This window comes from Streptomyces sp. NPDC052721 (assembly GCF_040678315.1).
Taxonomy (GTDB): Bacteria; Actinomycetota; Actinomycetes; order Streptomycetales; family Streptomycetaceae; genus Streptomyces.
The window spans coordinates 1-14,310 of the sequence record NZ_JBFATL010000006.1 but is presented as its reverse complement, the minus strand read 5'-3'; the positions used below and the strand labels follow the sequence as shown (position 1 = coordinate 14,310).

Below are 14,310 nucleotides of genomic sequence, written 5' to 3'. Positions count from 1 at the left end.
GAGGTGGTGGGGGAGCCTGGCGGTGACGGCGGGCCGGGAGTCGGCGGCAGTCTGTCGGTCAGGGCGTGGGCCCGGGCCGGTCGCCGGACGTGGTCAGGCTTGGGCTCGGGTCGGTGTCGGAGGGCCGGCCGGGGCGCGCGCCGGAGACGCTCGTCGGGGTCGCGCGGGGCGGCGCGGCCGGAGGTGGCGGGTGAGCCAGACGGTGAGGGCGACCGCCAGGCCGAGGCCCAGCAGTAGCCAGCCGGCCGTGCGCAGGGTGCCGGTCAGGGCGTCGTAGACGGCGCCCGCCGCCGGGTGGGACACACCGGCGGGCAGGTCGGCCAGGGTCAGGTCGCGGCCGACGGTCAGCGCGACGACGAGCAGGGCGCCGCCCAGGGCCGTGCCCAGGGCGGTCGCGGCGACGGCCCGGCGCCGGTGGACGGCGAGCGCGATCCCGCCGACGGCGAAGGCGACGGCCGCCACCGGCAGCCAGAAGCCGGCGACTTCGAGCACGTGGTACCCCTTCCGGAGCGTGGTCAGCCGGTCCGCCGGGAGCACGGGGACCTCGGTGTGCTCCACCGGGATGCGCGCGGCGAGCGGCACGTGATCACGGGTGAGCTGGCGTTTGACCTGGGCGGTGACAGGGGCCAGGTCGACGGTGACGGCGCGCTCGTCCTCCCCGCGCAGTGCGCGCAGGACGGCGTCGTGGGTGATCCGGTTGCCGGTGTCCCAGGCCAGCCGGAAGGCGCGGGTCTGGGTGAAGGAGCGCACCGCGTCGTGCACGAACGGCCGGACCGAGCCGCGCACCGGGCGCACGTCCAGATGCTCGTCCACCGCGTGCAGGATGCCGTCGCCGACCGTTTCCACGACGGCCTCCCGCACGGCGGGGTCGGTGGCGAGCGGCGCCATCGTGGTGACGTACCGGCCTGTGTCGGCGAGCCCGTACGCCGCCCAGGCCGCCAGCGCGCCGAACGGCACGAGGAGGCAGGACAGGGTGATCAGTACGGCCGACAGGGCGCTCCTGAGGCGTGGGGGCACGCTTCCAGGCAAGGGCCACCGGGGCCGGGGCGCGAGCGGGAGGACTGCGTTCGGGCGTTCTCCGGTGGAGGGTTCACCCGAACGGGTGTTTCCTGGTGCTAGGGAGAAAGAAGTGGCTGATGTGGGCCACTGGGGACACAGGGGAGTGCGTGGGCCTCGGCCGACCGGCCGGGGCTCACGCGCGCCCGCTCCGGGACAGGGCGTCCTCAGCGGATCCGGCGTCCGAACGCGTCCTCCCGCGTGTAGTAGCGGTAGAAGAAGGTGGCGAAGGTGGCCGCCGACACCAGCAGGGACATCAGCACCGACCGCCACACGTCGCCGCCCTGGCTGCCGCTCTGGGTGGGGAAGAGGCTGCCGCTCTGGTTGTAGAGGAAGCCGAACGCACAGCCGACGAACGCCGTCCACAGCAGCGCGTGCACCTCCCGCGGCATCCGGGGGGCCAGCATCAGCAGGGCCGCGCACAGCACCGCGAACACCAGCGCGCTGACGAAGCCGAGCAGTACGTTCCAGCCGGTGATCGGGCCGCCGAAGCGGTTGTTGGCCGCCACCCAGTAGCCGTAGATCAGCCCCAGCACGACCGGGACGGCCAGCCGGCCGATCGCGTGGGTGCGCGTGTCGAAGACGTCGGGTGAACGCCGGACCACGTCGGACGACCGGCGCTCCGCCTCGGGCGTGCGGCCGGGCCGGGACATTCCGCCGGGCGCGGGTGCCGCTTGAGCCATGAGAGCACTCCTCTCTCTCCTCGCCCCCGTGTCCAGGGCACACCGGGGCGCGCGGCCTGGCAACTCGGCCAGGAGGGTGACGAGTGCCCGGATGCGTGCCGTTCTCTCCCGTGGTTCGCTGAAGGACATGGAGGGCCGGCCGCGGTGACGGAGATGGAGTACGGGCGGCGGCGCGGCCCGCTGCTACGGATCCGCGGGGTGAGCGTCGCGTGGCTGCCGCCCCTGCTGCTCCTCGTCGGCGTCGTCCTGCTGGACTTCAACACCGGCGAGAAGTTCCGGATCATCACCTGGATCGTGCTCGTCCCGGGCATCGCCGCCGCGATCTGCGGGGTGTGGACGACGGCCGCCTACAGCGTGCTGTCCGTGGTGACGTACGTCCTCGTGGACAGCGCCTGGCCCGACCAGTACCAGGCCGGATTCGGTGACTTCCTCCTCGTCGCCCTCGGCGGCACCCTGGCCACGCTGGCGGCGGTCGTGCGCGTGCGCCAGGAACGGTACGCCGGGCACATGCGGGACATCGCCGAGACCACCCGGCGCACGGTGCTGCGCCCGCTGCCGTCGCGCTGGGCCGGGCTGGAGCACGCGGGTGTGTACCTGGCCGCCGACGTCGACGCCCGGGTGGGCGGCGACTTCTACGACATCCAGCCCGGTCCGCACGGCACCCGGGTGCTCGTCGGCGACGTGCAGGGCAAGGGGCTCGGCGCGGTGGAGACCGCGGCCGCGCTGCTCGGTACGTTCCGTGAGGCGGGGTTCCACGAGAGGGATCTCAGGACCGTCGCCGAACGCCTGGAGACCCGGATGCGGCGGCACCGCGCCCACACCGCCGCGCTCGGCCGGGACGACGGCGACCGCTTCGCCACCGCCGTCCTCGTCGCCTTCCCCGAGGGGACCACGGACGCGATCGACGTCATGAACTTCGGTCACGAGCCCCCGCTCGCCATCGGCCGGCTGGGAGTCCGCGAGCTGCCCGCTGGCGACGGGCTGCCGCTCGGCCTCGGCGACCTCGCGGGCGGCCCGCCGACCGTGCACCGGGTGCGGCTGGCCGCCGACGAGACGCTGCTGCTGGTCACCGACGGGGTGACCGAGGCCCGCGACAAGCCGGGCGAGTTCTACCAGCTGGCCCGTGAGGTGTCCCGCGCGGTCCGCGCCGACCCCCGCCGCGCCGAGCCCCGCCGCCTGGTGCGCCGCGTCCGCGACGGCGTACTGCGCCACGCGGGCGGCTGCCTGGAGGACGACACGACGATCTTCGCGGTCCGGCGCAGCGGGGAAGCGGGGACGTCGGATGCGGCGGGCGCGGGCGGCGCGGCGGGGTGGGAAGCGCCGGGGGCCGGCGGCTCCGGGGCCGGACGCGTACAGGGTGGGTGACGGCGGATGCGCGGGCGCGAAGGGGGGTGTTTGCCGGGGGGACACGTCGGTTCGCAGGCGCAGCGGTTACGGTGCTGGCTGGAGAGCGGATCCACGGGGCCCCGGGTACGGAGGGGTCGCGGGGTCCACAGGGTGACTTGGGGGAGGCACGATGCCCGGAACCGTGCTGCTGCTCGCGGCCGCGCCGCTGGGCCGGGGGCGCCTGGTGGACGCGGCCGGTGTGCTGCCGGTGCTGGCCGCGGTCGCCCCCGCCGTCCTGTCCGGCACCGGTACCGCGAACGTCATCGAACTCGCCGATCCGCTGGAACCGCAGGCCGTCCTCACCCGGCTGCGGGCCGCCGCGGCCTCTCCCGGCCCGCTCACCGTGTACGTCACCGGCCAGTTGCAGCTGGACCGCCGCCAGCACCAGCCCCACCTCGCCCTGGCCCGCACCACGCCGGCCACGGTCCGCTACACCGCGCTGCCCTGGCACTGGATCCGCGAGGAACTGCGCCTGCGCTCCGCCGTGGACACCGCCCTCGTCGTGGATCTGCACGCGGACGCCGAGGCCTGGCGGTACGTCACCGAGCGCGGCCTCGACTCCGGCCGGAACACCGCCGTGTACGGCCGCATCGCCCCGGCGGCGGGACGGCGGGGCCTGGCGGAGCCGGCGTACATGAAGACGGTGGCCACGCTGTTGCGCAGCGGCCACCGGCCCCCGCTGGACGCCTTGCACCAGCAGGCGGTGGGCCGGATCCCGCAGGAGACGAAGGGCAATCTGCTGCTGGCCGACGCGGGGGGTTACGCCGTACCCGCCTCCCCCATGTCCCCCATCGCGTTCGCCGCTCCTCTCCCCTCCCCCCGCCCCGAGGACCCGCACGCCGTCATCAGTGCCGCCGTGCGGGCCGGGCGGCACGCCGAGGCCGACGGGATGGCCGCCCGGTACGAGGCGGAGGCGGTGCGGGGGTACGGCGCCGCTTCCGAGCAGGCGCTGCACTGGAGTGAGGTGCGGGCCGATCTGGCGATGTTCGCGGGGGACCCGGTGCGCAGTTGCCGGGCCTGGCTGACGGTGGCCGAGACGCGGCTGGCCGCCGGGCAGGCGGTGGACGCGCCCGCCGTGGAGGCGGCCGTGGACCGCGCCCACCACCAGTGGACCCGTATCCGGGACACGGCGCGGGCCCGTGAACTCGGGCCCGCGCTCGCTGAGGTGCGGCTCAGGGTGCCGGGGCGCCGCCGCGGCGCGCTGGAGAGCGTCCAGCGGCGGCTGGGCCGGCTCCAGGCCGCCCAGTGACCCTTACTTGGTGAACGTGAAGTACTTCCAGGCGCCGTGCGTCGTGGAGTTCACGATGTCACCGGACGTGCTGTTGATGTACGACGAGCGCACCCGGAACCGCCAGCCGACGTCCTCGCCGTGGTCGCCGGTGATGCGGACCTTGGAGACACCGTCGGAGCCCAGCTTGAAGTAGGCGGGGTCGCCCGGGTACCAGCGGCCCTGGTAGTACACCTCGAACTCGAACTTCTGCGCGCGGCCCGGGTAGTACGACATCTTCGTCGTGATCAGCGGGTCCTTGGTCTTGTGGAAGAAGTAGTACGTGTGGCCCCACGCCGACTTCGCCTTGTAGTGGCTGCTGACCGACGTGGACACGCTGACCCGGGCGCCGACGGTGCTGGCGGCGGACGCCGGCTTGTACCGGGAGTCGCCCGCGAACTTCGCGGTGACCTTGGCGTCCCGCTTCAGGTCCAGCGTGACCGACAGGTTGCCGTCGGAGTTGACCTTGCCGGACTTCACCAGCTTGTTCGGCTTGTCGCCGCCGAACGGGTCGGCCCAGATCTCCACCGTACGGTTCTTGTACGTCTTGCCCAGGTGTGCGGTGAACCTGACGTCCTGGCCGTACGAGTACACCTTGCCGTTGTTGTTGATGGTCAGGGCCGGCTTGGCGCGGGAGACGTCGACGGAGTCCGAGCCGGAGTCCGCCGCGTGGGCGGCGTCGCCGGCGTAGGCCACCGTGTACTTCACCTTGCCGCCGGCCGGCGGGGTGTCGGTGAAGGAGAACGAGCCGTCGGCCTTGGTGACCGCCGCCGCGAGGGCCTTGCCCTTCGGTGACTCCAGGTCGGTGCGGGTCACGGTCAGCTTGGTGCCGGCGGGGACGGCCACCTTGGAGGCGACCTTGCCCTTGACGGTGAGCTGCTTGGCGCGGGTCGCGGTGGCCGGCGCGTCCACGGTGACGGTGGAGACCGCCTTGGTGGGCGCGTTCAGGACGCGCAGGGAGAACACGCCCTCGTTGTTGCTGGTCACCGCGAACAGCCGGGAGCCGTCGGGGGCCCAGGCCAGGCCGCCCCGGGCCAGCAGGTCGGAGCCGCTGCTGGTGCCGGTGTTGGGGAAGTCGTAGGTGCGGACGGCCTCGCTGGTGCCGGGCTTGAAGATGTAGACGTCCGGCTCGTAGGAGCCGTCGATGCCGGCCGCGACGGTGCCGTTCGGCGCGATCGCGACGGAGTTGGGGTACGCGTCGGTGACGTACTTGCCGTCCTCGTTGAGGTCGGAGGTCCGGAACACCTGCTGGTAGTACGGCGCGCCGCTGGCCACCACGACGTCCTTGCCGTCGGGGGTGACCTGGAGGTCGCCGAGGTTGCTGCCCGCCTCACGGGTGCTCGCCACCTTGGTCGCGGTGCCCGACGAGACGTCGTAGGAGGCCAGTTCGGCCGGGCTCTGTCCGAGCGCGCCGGCGACGAGGGTGCTGGAGCCGGGCGCGGCGTCCAGCAGCGGGGCCGCGTACCAGCCGTTGTCCTGGCCGAGCGTGACCGTGTGGTCCTCGGCGGCCAGGTCGACGGAGCCGATGTTGCCCGCGGCGGCGCCGCCGTAGCCGAACCACAGCTTGCCGCCCGCGAGGGCGACGCTGAGCGGCTTGTCGCCGACCTCGTACCGGGTCGTCTCGGTGTCGGTGACGGTGTCGAAGACGGCGATGGCGTCGAGGTCCTGCACGGCCGCGTAGAGCGTGCCGGAGTCGGCGGACAGCTCCAGGCCGGTGACGCCGGACAGGTTGGTGGTGAGCTGTTTGAAGACCTTGCCGGCGTAGTCGGTGACGACGATCTTGCCGTTCAGCGGGTCGCTGACGAAGACCTGCTGGTGGACGGCGTCGACGACGATGTCACCGGTCGTCCTGACCGGCAGGATCTGGGTGGAGTCGGCGAAGGCCGGAGTGACGGCGAGGGCCGCCGAGCTGAACAGCACCGCCAGGGTGGTGGCAGCTGTGAGAGAGCGCTTGCGCACGCTGATTCGAACCCCCCGGAACGAATGAAAGAAAAAGACATGGGCGCCGCGCGGGCAGGGCGATGCGTCCGCCCCCTGTGGATGAGCCGTGTGTGCCTCGTGCGGCGAGTGTGGAAAGACTAGGTCATGTCGCTGACAAAAGCGCGCGGGCCCCGGAGGCGGGTGTGCGGACACCTGCGGCGACCGTGGACAGGCCGGGCGCGCGGAGCGGGGCAGCCGCCGGGCCGGGGAGGCGCACTGGTCCCCCCCCGTGCCCCAAGGCGCACAGCTGTGACCTGCCCACGCGCTGCGGCCGTCGGCGTGCCCGTGGTCGTCAGTGATCCGCCTGCTGGGTCGTCGCGGGTGCCGGCGTGGTGCCGGCCGCGCGGGCCGGGCCGGCGTTCGCCGCGAGGAGGAGGGCCGCGGCGGCGATGACGGCCGCGATGATCCCTCGGACGGTGGGGGTTCGGCCGATCGGGCGGATGCGGGAGTGGGGCGGTGCGTAGGGTGCGGATGTACGTCCGGGCACGGCGACCTCACAACACAACAGCGGCGTGTTAAGCATGTTTAATTCGCCGTTTAACCTAGGGGCTGCCGGAGCGCAACGGCAAGAGGTGTCAACGGAGTTGGGGGGCGGGCGGCATGCGGGAGCGGGACGACCCGGAAGTCATCGGGCGGCGAGTGCAACGGCTGCGCAATCAACAGGGCCTCACCCAGCGGCAGTTGGCGGAGCCGGCGTACACACCCGCCTACATCTCCACCCTGGAGGCCGGAAGGGTCCGCGCCTCCGACGAGGCGCTGCGGCACATCGCGGACCGGCTCGGGGTCGCCTTCGAGGAACTGGCCGTCGGCCGGCCCGCCCACCTCGCCACCGGCCTGCGGCTGCGGCTCACCGAGGCCCAGCGGGTCCTCGCCGACGGACGGGCCGAGGAGGCGGCCGCCCAGTACGCCGTGCTGCGTGCGGAGGCCGAGGCCCACGCACTGGGGTACGAGCACGCCGCCGCCCTGCTCGGGCTCGGCGAATGCGCCCTGGAAACGGGTCAGTTGACCGTGGCGCGCGAGTACTTCGAGCAGGCCGAGGAACAGCTGGCCGACAAGACCCTGCCCGTCCGGGTGCCCGCCCTGCGCGGCCGGGCCGTCGCCCACTACCTCGCCGGTGAACTCCGCTACGCCGTCTACCTCCTGGAGACCGCCCTCGACGAGCTGAACCGGGGCGGGCTCCACGACCCCGACGCGCTCCTGCTGCTCTACGCCAGCATCATCGGCCCGTACATGGACATGGGCGCCCATGCCCGCGCCGCCCAGGCCGCCGAGTTCGCCCTCGCGCTCGCCCCGCAGGCCGGCGACCCCGCGCTGATCGCCCGGATGCACCGCTCGGTGGCCCGTACCCTGCTCGCCGAGGGCCGGGCCGCCGAGGCCGACGCCTCCCTGGCCAAGGCCGCCGAGCTGTACCGCCGGCTGAGCCTGCGCACCGAGCTGGCCAACTGCCACTGGATGCGCGGCTACGTCTGCGCCCAGAACGGCGAACTGGAGCGGGCCGAAGACGAGTTGCGGCAGGCGTACGCCATGCTGTCGGAGACCCGGGCCGCCCTGTACCGCAGCCAGGCCGCCGTCGAACTCGCCGACGTGCTGCACCGCCGGGGCAAGTCCGGGGAGGCCGCCGAACTGCTGGAGGGCGTCCTCGGCGACTTCTCCTCCGAGCGCGGCGCCGTCCACGCCGCCGGCGCGCACCGCCTCCTCGGCATCATCGCCGAGGACGCCCGGGACACCGAGGCCGCCGAGGAGCACTACGTCCGCGCCCTCAGCCTCCTGGAGCGCGCGGGCGCCGCCGGCGACCTCGCCGACCTGTGCCGCCTCCTCGGCGATCTGTTGCGCCGTACGGGCCGTGTCGAGGCCGCCCTGGACGCCTACCGCACCGGCCTCGGTCACCGCACCACCCCCGGCACAACCACCCTCGGCCCGGCCCCGGCCCAGCCGCCGCTCTGAGGCCTCACACCTGCGCCCGGCCCTGCTTGCGGATGTCGGCCAGGCGCAGGGCGCCGACCTGCACGGCCGCCTGGGTCGCACCGTTCGGCACGTCCCCCAGGCTGCCGTTGGTCAGCGCGAACGCGTCCTCGCCGACCCGGACGGCGGCCACGTCCAGGGTGAGCAGGAACTCCTGTTCGTCGGGCGTCCTGCCGGCGACGGTGACACGCAGGCCCTGGCGGGCGTCCCCGACCTCGGGCAGCGGGGCGTCCACGACCTGTACGTCCTCCACGAGCCCCAGCTCGGTGGTGGCCGTGAACCGCGCGCACCGCGCCGGCAGCGTCCGCAGCCACGTCAGCATGGCGTCGACGTCCGCCGGGCGGCGGGCGCCGATCTGGTAGCGGAGCTGGGCCCCGGTGCCGGCGTCGTCCAGGCCGACGGCGATGCGGGCCGGGCCGCCGAGCAGTTCGTCGCTGTACAGGGCGTCCAGCAGCCGCTGGCACTCCCCGGCCGTGGTGTGCGCCTTCAGCAGCCCGTCGTGCCAGGTGGCCGCGCCGCGCGTGGAGATCCAGGGATCGCCGAGGTCGGTCTCGGTGATCAGCGCGGCCCGCGCCTGCTCGTCGCTGAGCGAGGAACCGTCGGCCCGCGCGGACGCCCTGGGCGTCGGGGCCGGCCGGTCGAGCGTGGGCAGGGGGTGCGGCGCGCTCGCCGGGTGGTTCAGACCGAGGGCCGCGCAGCCGCCGGCGGCCAGCAGGCCGGCGCCGATCAGAGAGAGCACGACGGCACGGGGGAGGTGGGGTATCGCGGGGGACATCGGTGCCTCCTGGGCTGCGTGCGGCCGGCGGGGTCCTGATCTCACGGCACCACCGCCCTGACCTGCGCACCAGCGCTCCGGGCCGTACGGGTGAGGGAGCGGCGGAAATTCCGTGGTGCGGTCCTCGCCGGGCCGGTACGGTGCCGTCCATGCAGCGCGCCCACCTGTGCCCGTCGAGCACGACGACGCCGGAGACCGTCCCGGCGCGCTGACACCTGACCAGCACCGAAGCCCCGGGGCGCACGCCCCGGGGCTTCGTCGTCCACCGGGACGTGCGCCTCCCGCACGGAGGAGACCCGGATGAAGCCGGGACGACTGCCGGCGCGCCGGGGGTGCCGGTCGGCACCGCGTGGCTGACCGCCCGGCCGGCCGGGGCGGGCCGCCGGGCATGCCAGGACCGGCCGCCCGGCACTGCCAGGCCGGTGCCCGGCGCTGCGACGTCGGTGCCCTGCGCCGTTCGCGGCCTGCCGGACTGATCTAAGGTCGGCACGACGGAAGGAGTCCGCCGTGGACGGTCAGCCCATTCCCGTGATCATCGACTGCGACACCGGTGTCGACGACGCCCTGGCCCTGCTGTTCGCCGTGCGCCATCCGGGACTCGACCTCCGGGCGGTGACCTGCGTGGCCGGGAACACCGACGTGGACGGGGTGGTCCGCAACACCCTCACCGTGCTGGAGCAGGCGGGCGCCCCCGACATCCCGGTGGCCCGGGGTGCCGAGCGCCCACTGCTGGAGCCGGCCCGCCCGGCCCCGGTGCACGGCGCCGACGGCATGGGCGACCTGGGCCTGCCCGCGCCCACCCGGACCCCGGTGGGCGTCGACGCCGTCACCCTCCTGCACCGGGAGATCCTGGCCTCCCCGCGCCCGGTCACCCTGATCCCGACCGCGCCGCTCACGAACATCGCCCTGCTGCTGCGCACCCACCCCGAGGTGACCCGGAACATCGAGCGGATCGTGTTCATGGGCGGGGCCGTGGCCACCGGGAACGCCACGCCGGTCGCGGAGATCAACGTCTGGCACGACCCGGAGGCGGCGGCGATCCTGCTGACCGCCGGGGTGCCGATCACGATGTACGGCCTGGACGTCTTCCAGCAGGTCGTCGTGGACAGCGGCGACGTCCACCGGCTGCGCGCCAGCGGCGAGCCCGGCACCCGCCTGGCCGGTGAGCTGCTCGCCCACCGGCCGGCCCACCAGGGCGAGCCGCCTCAGGCGGAGGAGGCGGGCGGCCTCGGCGACGCGGGCGCGGTGTGCGCGGTCGCCGACCCGCAGGGCATCACCACCCGCCTGCTCCCGGTCGAGGTCTCCCTCGCCCCCGGCCCCACCCGGGGCCAGACCGTCGTCGACCGCCGCCCCCGCCTCGGCGAGTCCGAGATCCACGAGGGCGGTCGCGAACGCGCCCTGGTCGACGTGGCCTTGGAGGTGAACGCCGACCGGTACGTGAAGCTGTACCTGGAGACGGTCGCGCGCTAGGCCCTGTCGTCAAACTCCCGTCTGCCGCGCGACGCCATGCACGCACTCTCGCCGCACCGGGCCCCGACCCAAGTACATCCAGTACGAGGGCCGGGGCCCGGCACGCCGAGAGCACGCACCTGACGCCGCGCGGCCCGCCCTCCGGCGGACGACGGGAGTTTGACGACAGGACCTAGCCCCCTACTCGGCGGCGGACGGGGAGACCGCCCAGCGTTCCTCCACCCGGGCGACCTTCCAGTACGCCAGCGCCGCCGCCCACACCAGCACGAACAGGCCGACGACGAGGTAGCCGACGTTGTCCAGGTCGAGGCCGGCGATCCAGCCGGTGAAGTCGTCGTGCAGGCCGAACTTCTCGTGCAGGACGCCGACCAGTTCGATGGTGCCGATGAAGAAGGCGACGGCGATGGACAGGCCGGTGATGGCGAGGTTGTAGAAGACCTTGCGGACCGGGTTGGAGAACGCCCACTGGTAGGCGAAGTTCATGAACGTGCCGTCGAGGGTGTCGAACAGGCTCATCCCAGCGGCGAAGAGGAGGGGCAGGCAGAGGATCGCGTACCAGGGCAGGCCCGCCGCCGCGCCCGAACCGGCCATCACCATCAGCGTCACCTCGGTGGCCGTGTCGAAGCCGAGGCCGAAGAGGAAGCCGAGCGGGTACATCTGCCCCGGCCGGGAGACGGACTTCGTCAGCCGGCCGAGGACGCGGTTCATGAATCCCCGCGAGTCCAGGTGCTGTTCCAGTTCCTTCTCGTCGTACGCGCCCGCGCGCATCGCCCGGAAGACCTTCAGGATGCCCACCAGGGCGACCAGGTTCAGGGCGGCGATGAGGTAGAGGAACGTGCCGGAGACCGTCGTACCGAGGAAGCCGAGCACCTGGTGGGTGGTGGAGCCCTCGTTCATGACCTTCCCGGCCAGCGAGGTGCCGCCCGCGATCAGCAGCGCCAGCAGCACCACCACGCTGGAGTGGCCGAGCGCGAACCAGAACCCCACCGACACCGGCCGCTTCCCGTCGGCCATCAGCTTCCGGGTCGTGTTGTCGATCGCCGCGATGTGGTCGGCGTCGAAGGCGTGCCGCATGCCGAGGGTGTAGGCGGTGATGCCCAGACCGACCCCGAAGACATCGGAGCCGACCTCGTAGTGCTCGGGCACGACGAGAACATAGAGAATTCCGAAGGCGACGACGTGCAGGGCGACGATCACCGCCATCAGCCCCACTGTCTTGACGGTGTCCTCGCGTCGCCAGCGGAAAGACGCGGCATCGGCCATGGGTTCACGCTCCAGCACCTCGTGGATCACTTCGTGAGCTGCCGTGGCCGGTCTCCTGGCTTACGGGTCGTGCGTCCGCCGTTCCTGCCTTCCCGGTCTGCGACCAGTGGCCCGGCGGTGCCGGACGGAACGGGAACTTCCCGATCACAGTGGCGAGGGCCGCGTCGACCTTGCATCGACTTCCCGAACACCACGGCCCGCCCACCGTAGAGGGGCACGCGGTTTCCTGCATAGCTGCGTACCTGCGCAGGTATCGAAGATCACAAAGAGGGTGCCTGCCAGACTGGCCTCATGCATCTCGTGCCTGCCGACCGAGCCGACCGTCGTTCCATCGACGGGCATCGGGTGTGTGAGGCGATCGCCGCCATCGGTGAGGCGGGGCGTCTGCGCACCTGGGCCGACCGTTTCTCGCTGCTCGCCGACGCCAACCGGCTGGCGCTGCTGGTCGCGCTGCACCGTACCGGGCCGCTCGCCGTGTCCGATCTGGCCATCGCCACGGGGATGAACGACCCGGCGGTCTCCCAGGCCCTGCGGTTGCTGCGGGCGGCCGGGGTCGTGGCGGGGGAGAAGGAGGGGCGCGTGGTGCGGTACCGGGTGGTGGACGCGGACGTTCGGGGGCTGTTGGAGCACTGCGTCGGCTGAACGGCCGTGAAAGGTTCCCTTTCCGGGCAATGTGGACAGATACAGATTCCGTACTGTCGTCCGTCCCCTGGGAGCCCGTATGGCAGACCTCTCGCCGGACCTCTCGTCCAGGAACCCCGACTGGTGGCGGCAGGCCGTCATCTACCAGGTCTATCCGCGCAGCTTCGCCGACGCCGACGGTGACGGCCTCGGTGACCTGAGGGGCATCACCGAGCGGCTGGGCCATCTCGCGGCGCTCGGCGTGGACGCCCTGTGGCTGAGCCCCTTCTACCCCTCCGAGCTCGCCGACGGCGGCTACGACGTCATCGACCCGCGCGGGGTCGACGAGCGCCTCGGCACCCTGGACGACTTCGACACCCTGGTGGGTGAAGCGCACCGGCTCGGGCTCAAGGTCGTCGTGGACATCGTTCCCAATCACACCTCCCATCTGCATCCGTGGTTCCAGGAGGCGCTGCGCGCCGGACCCGGATCCGCCGCCCGGGAGCGTTATGTCTTCCGGCCGGGGCGCGGCGCGCACGGTGAACGTCCGCCCAGCGACTGGCAGTCGGTGTTCGGCGGCAGCGCCTGGCGGCGGGTGCCCGACGGGGAGTGGTACCTGCACCTGTTCGCCCCCGAACAGCCCGACCTGAACTGGGACAACGAGGAGGTCCGCGCCGACTTCCGCACCACCCTGCGGTTCTGGTCCGACCGGGGCGTGGACGGCTTCCGCGTGGACGTCGCCCACGGCCTGGCCAAGGACCTCACCGAGCCGCTGCGGGACGTCGGCGGCATCGGCGCGACCGGCGAGCAGGCCCTGCCGCTGGTGCCGCCCGGCAGCCACCCCTACTGGGACCGGGACGAGGTCCACGAGATCTACCGCGACTGGCGCAAGATCTTCGACGCCTACAGTCCGCCGCGCACCGCCGTCGCCGAGGCCTGGGTCCCCGGTGCCCGCCGCGCCCTGTACGCCCGCCCGGACGAACTCGGCCAGGCCTTCAACTTCGAGTACCTGGAGGCACGCTGGGACGCGGAGGAACTGCGCGACGTCATCACCGCCTCACTGGTCACGGCCCGGACCGCCGGCGCCTCCGCGACCTGGGTGCTGTCCAACCACGACGTCGTACGCCACGCCTCCCGGCTCGTGCTGCCGGCCGGCACCGACCCGGCCGCCTGGCTGCTGTCCGGCGGCACCGCGCCGGCGATCGACACGGCGGCCGGACTGCGCCGGGCCCGGGCGGCGACCCTGCTGATGCTGGCGCTGCCCGGCTCGGCGTACCTCTACCAGGGCGAGGAACTCGGCCTGCCCGAGGTCGCCGACCTGCCCACCGAGGTGCTCCAGGACCCGATCTGGGAGCAGACCGGCCATGTCCGCAAGGGCCGCGACGGCTGCCGGGTGCCGCTGCCGTGGACGACGACCGGACCGTCGTACGGCTTCGGGCCCGGGCCCGGCTGGCTGCCGCAGCCGGCGGCCTTCGCGGCGTACGCCGTCGAGGCGCAGGCCGGTACCGAGGGCTCCACGCTGGAGCTGTACCGCTCGGCCCTGCGGCTGCGCCGCAAGCTCCTCCAGGGCGAGACGCTGACCTGGACGGCGGACGCGCCCGCCGACGTCCTCGACTTCAGCCGCGCCGAGGCCTGGCGGAACGTCACCAACCTCGGTACCGGGGCGGTACCGCTGCCGCCGGGCGAGGTGCTGCTGAGCAGCGGCCCGCTGCCGGAGGGGAGGGTTCTGCCGCCGGACACCACGGTGTGGCTGGCCTAGGCCCTGTCGTCAAACTCCCGTCTGCCGCGCGACGCCATGCACGCACTCTCGCCGCACCGGGCCCCGACCCAAGTACATCCAGTACGAG

Annotated in this window: 12 protein-coding genes and 1 riboswitch; of the genes, 6 read left to right on the top strand and 6 right to left on the bottom strand. The window is 73.2% G+C overall.

Going from position 1 to position 14,310, the window contains the following annotated elements; genetic code table 11:
- Positions 1–93: 93 nt before the first annotated feature.
- Entirely contained in the window at positions 94–1,017 is a 924-nt protein-coding gene (locus AB0L21_RS08190) for a hypothetical protein (protein ID WP_365782864.1), read from the bottom strand.
- A gap of 206 nt (positions 1,018–1,223) precedes the next feature.
- Positions 1,224–1,739, bottom strand: a complete 516-nt coding sequence (locus AB0L21_RS08185) for a hypothetical protein (protein WP_365700001.1) — start codon at positions 1,737–1,739, stop codon at positions 1,224–1,226.
- 153 nt (positions 1,740–1,892) lie between these two features.
- On the opposite strand from AB0L21_RS08185, the gene AB0L21_RS08180 reads away from it, so the two are divergent.
- Positions 1,893–3,104, top strand: a complete 1,212-nt coding sequence (locus AB0L21_RS08180; RefSeq protein ID WP_365783056.1) for a PP2C family protein-serine/threonine phosphatase — start codon at positions 1,893–1,895, stop codon at positions 3,102–3,104.
- A 151-nt stretch (positions 3,105–3,255) separates the two neighbouring features.
- Positions 3,256–4,374: a hypothetical protein gene (locus AB0L21_RS08175; protein WP_365699999.1), complete on the top strand. Its 1,119-nt coding sequence runs from the start codon at positions 3,256–3,258 to the stop codon at positions 4,372–4,374.
- A 3-nt stretch (positions 4,375–4,377) separates the two neighbouring features.
- Here the strand turns inward: AB0L21_RS08175 and AB0L21_RS08170 are convergent, their stop codons facing one another.
- Entirely contained in the window at positions 4,378–6,351 is a 1,974-nt protein-coding gene (locus tag AB0L21_RS08170) for an Ig-like domain repeat protein (RefSeq protein WP_365782862.1), read from the bottom strand.
- A 313-nt stretch (positions 6,352–6,664) separates the two neighbouring features.
- On the bottom strand, positions 6,665–6,859 hold the full coding sequence (locus AB0L21_RS08165) for a hypothetical protein (RefSeq protein ID WP_365699995.1): 195 nt from the start codon (positions 6,857–6,859) through the stop codon (positions 6,665–6,667).
- Between the two features lie 113 nt (positions 6,860–6,972).
- Between AB0L21_RS08165 and AB0L21_RS08160 the strand changes: the two genes are divergently transcribed.
- On the top strand, positions 6,973–8,316 hold the full coding sequence (locus AB0L21_RS08160; RefSeq protein WP_365699993.1) for a helix-turn-helix domain-containing protein: 1,344 nt from the start codon (positions 6,973–6,975) through the stop codon (positions 8,314–8,316).
- Between the two features lie 4 nt (positions 8,317–8,320).
- On the opposite strand, the gene AB0L21_RS08155 is transcribed toward AB0L21_RS08160, so the two are convergent.
- A complete protein-coding gene (locus AB0L21_RS08155) occupies positions 8,321–9,109 on the bottom strand; it encodes a hypothetical protein (protein WP_365699991.1) in 789 nt (262 codons plus the stop codon).
- Between the two features lie 507 nt (positions 9,110–9,616).
- Between AB0L21_RS08155 and AB0L21_RS08150 the strand changes: the two genes are divergently transcribed.
- Positions 9,617–10,579 (top strand): nucleoside hydrolase, encoded by a 963-nt coding sequence (locus AB0L21_RS08150; protein ID WP_365782861.1) that lies wholly within the window; start codon positions 9,617–9,619, stop codon positions 10,577–10,579.
- 180 nt (positions 10,580–10,759) lie between these two features.
- Here the strand turns inward: AB0L21_RS08150 and AB0L21_RS08145 are convergent, their stop codons facing one another.
- Positions 10,760–11,842 (bottom strand): HoxN/HupN/NixA family nickel/cobalt transporter, encoded by a 1,083-nt coding sequence (locus AB0L21_RS08145; RefSeq protein WP_365698998.1) that lies wholly within the window; start codon positions 11,840–11,842, stop codon positions 10,760–10,762.
- 27 nt (positions 11,843–11,869) lie between these two features.
- Positions 11,870–12,052, bottom strand: a riboswitch (cobalamin riboswitch).
- Between the two features lie 81 nt (positions 12,053–12,133).
- On the opposite strand from AB0L21_RS08145, the gene AB0L21_RS08140 reads away from it, so the two are divergent.
- Entirely contained in the window at positions 12,134–12,484 is a 351-nt protein-coding gene (locus AB0L21_RS08140; protein WP_030640383.1) for a metalloregulator ArsR/SmtB family transcription factor, read from the top strand.
- 79 nt (positions 12,485–12,563) lie between these two features.
- A complete protein-coding gene (locus AB0L21_RS08135) occupies positions 12,564–14,222 on the top strand; it encodes a glycoside hydrolase family 13 protein (RefSeq protein ID WP_365782859.1) in 1,659 nt (552 codons plus the stop codon).
- Positions 14,223–14,310 lie beyond the last annotated feature (88 nt).

Bases quoted from the DNA above. Each gene is read 5' to 3' on its own strand.
- AB0L21_RS08155 (WP_365699991.1), bottom strand. From the start codon at position 9,109: ATGTCCCCCGCGATACCCCACCTCCCCCGTGCCGTCGTGCTCTCTCTG.
- AB0L21_RS08145 (WP_365698998.1), bottom strand. From the start codon at position 11,842: ATGGCCGATGCCGCGTCTTTCCGCTGGCGACGCGAGGACACCGTCAAG.
- AB0L21_RS08140 (WP_030640383.1), top strand. From the start codon at position 12,134: ATGCATCTCGTGCCTGCCGACCGAGCCGACCGTCGTTCCATCGACGGG.
- AB0L21_RS08185 (WP_365700001.1), bottom strand. From the start codon at position 1,739: ATGGCTCAAGCGGCACCCGCGCCCGGCGGAATGTCCCGGCCCGGCCGC.
- AB0L21_RS08160 (WP_365699993.1), top strand. From the start codon at position 6,973: ATGCGGGAGCGGGACGACCCGGAAGTCATCGGGCGGCGAGTGCAACGG.
- AB0L21_RS08135 (WP_365782859.1), top strand. From the start codon at position 12,564: ATGGCAGACCTCTCGCCGGACCTCTCGTCCAGGAACCCCGACTGGTGG.
- AB0L21_RS08180 (WP_365783056.1), top strand. From the start codon at position 1,893: ATGGAGTACGGGCGGCGGCGCGGCCCGCTGCTACGGATCCGCGGGGTG.
- AB0L21_RS08175 (WP_365699999.1), top strand. From the start codon at position 3,256: ATGCCCGGAACCGTGCTGCTGCTCGCGGCCGCGCCGCTGGGCCGGGGG.